This window comes from Marisediminicola senii (genome assembly GCF_011057645.1).
In the GTDB taxonomy this organism is placed as follows: domain Bacteria; phylum Actinomycetota; class Actinomycetes; order Actinomycetales; family Microbacteriaceae; genus Marisediminicola; species Marisediminicola senii.
This window is the reverse complement of sequence record NZ_JAALGE010000102.1, coordinates 1-2,230: the sequence shown is the minus strand read 5'-3', so window position 1 is coordinate 2,230 and position 2,230 is coordinate 1. Positions and strand designations below refer to the sequence as shown.

Sequence of the window (2,230 nt, the reverse complement as noted above, 5' to 3'; positions counted from 1 at the left end):
CACCGCCCGCCCGACCGCCCCGCCACTCGACGAGGGCGTCTACACGCAGTCCCGCGGCCCGCACTACGAGACCCCGGCCGAGGTGCAGATGGCGAAGACCATCGGCGGGCACATCGTCGGCATGTCGACCGCCCTCGAAGCCATCGCCGCCCGCCAGTCGGGCATGGAAGTGCTCGGCCTGTCGCTGATCACCAACCTCGCCGCGGGCATCCAGAGCACGCCGCTCAGCCACGCCGAAGTCCTCGAGGCCGGCGCCGCAGCCGAACCCGTGATCAGCGCCCTCCTCGCCCGCGTCGTGGCCGCCCTGTGAGTGCGGCCGACCCGGCGACCGCCGGCGCGCTCGACCGTGCGAGCCTCGACCTGCTGATCGGGGCCGCCCGCGCATGGGTCGCGCAGGACCCCGACCCCGTCACCGCCGCAGAACTGAACGAACTGATAGTGGATGCCGAGGCCGGCACCGACCGCGGAATCCGCGCGCTGCGCGACCGCTTCGATACGCGCCTCGAGTTCGGCACGGCAGGCCTGCGCGGAATCATCGGAGCCGGCCCCAACCGCATGAACCGGGTGCTCGTGAGCCAGGCCGCCGCCGGGCTCGCCGCCTACCTGCTGAACGACCACACCGTCATGAACCACGCCACCAGCCGCGCCGACACCGCGGGCAATCGCACCCCCAGCGTCGTCATCGGCTACGACGGCCGCACCAACTCCCGGGCATTCGCCGTCGACACCGCCGAGATCATGGCGGGCGCTGGCGTGCGGGCCATCCTGCTGCCGCGCATGCTGCCCACCCCGGTGCTCGCGTTCGCCGTGCGGCACCTCGACCTGAGCGCCGGCGTGATGGTCACCGCGAGCCACAACCCCGCGGGCGACAACGGCTACAAGGTCTACCTGGGCGGCGAGCACGGCGGGTCGCAGATCGTCTCCCCGGCCGATGGCGAGATCGCCGCACGAATCCACCTCGTCGCCGCGGGCCCCGCCATCACCGAGCTGCCACGGTCCACCGACTACGAGACCGCACCCGAGACCGTCGTCGACGAATACGTGGGCCGCACCGCCGCGCTCGCCACACGCCCCAGCACGCGGGTGCGCTTCGCGTACACCGCGATGCACGGCGTCGGATGGGAGATCGCCCAGCGCGTGTTCGCCGAGGCCGGGTTCACCGAGCCGGTGTCGGTTCTCGAGCAGCAGCATCCAGACCCCGCCTTTCCCACGGTCGCCTTTCCGAACCCCGAGGAGCCGGGCGCCCTCGACCTCGCCATGCGCACCGCGACCGACGCGGGGGTCGACCTGATCGTCGCCAACGACCCGGACGCCGACCGGCTGGCCATCGCGATCCCCGACGCCGGCGCAGCGGACGGCTCCGGCTGGCGCCGCCTCAGCGGCAACGAGGTGGGTGCGATCCTCGGGTGGCGGGCCGCAGAACGCCTGCTCGCGGCCGACGCCGACGGCACCCTCGCCGCCTCCCTGGTCAGCTCGCCGGCCCTGAAGGCCATCGCCGACGCCTACGACCTCGACTTCGTCGAGACGCTCACCGGGTTCAAGTGGATCTCCCGCGCCGGCGGCCTCGCCTACGGCTACGAGGAGGCCCTCGGCTACCTCGTGAACCCCGACGTCATCCGCGACAAGGACGGCATCTCGGCCGCCGTCGACTTTCTCGCCCTCGCCTCGGAGCTCGCGTCGAACGGCTCGACCGTCGCCGAGCACCTGCTGGCCCTGGCCGAGCGGTTCGGCGGTTTCGCGTCGTCACAGGTCTCGCTGCGCATGACGGACCTGGCCGACATCCCGCGAACGATGCAGGCGCTGAGGGATGCCCCGCCCGCCCACATCGGTGGAGTGCGGGTCAGCAGCATCGACGACTTCATCGGTGGAGTGCGGGTCAGCAGCATCGACGACTTCATCGGTGGAGTGCGGGTCAGCAGCATCGACGACTTCATCGACGGGTTCGGCCCGTTCCCGGCGAGCAACATCCTGCGCATCTTCACCTCGGACGGCTCGCGCGTGATCGTGCGTCCGAGCGGAACGGAGCCCAAGGTGAAGGTGTACATCGACGCGGTGAGCACCGACGGCAGCGGGGCCGAACGCCTCGCCGCGGCGCAGGCCGCCGTGCGGGTGCTCCACGACGGCATCCGCGCGCTGCTCGCGGGCTGAGCGGGGCTCGCGGGCTGAGCGGGGCTCCCGGGCCGGGTCAGACCCCCGCGAACCAGCCGCGGCGCGCCGCATGGCCGCACCC

The 2,230-nt window shown here is 72.4% G+C and carries 2 protein-coding genes; both read left to right on the top strand.

All coding sequences use genetic code 11. The annotated features are described in order from the left end of the window. On the top strand, positions 1-310 hold a 310-nt coding region (locus tag G5S38_RS15420; RefSeq protein WP_456238000.1), incomplete at its 5' end, for a phosphorylase family protein. After that, positions 307-2,148, top strand: a complete 1,842-nt coding sequence (locus G5S38_RS15415) for a phospho-sugar mutase (protein ID WP_201276717.1) — start codon at positions 307-309, stop codon at positions 2,146-2,148. The genes G5S38_RS15420 and G5S38_RS15415, both read left to right, overlap by 4 nt. The last annotated feature ends 82 nt before the right edge of the window (positions 2,149-2,230 follow it).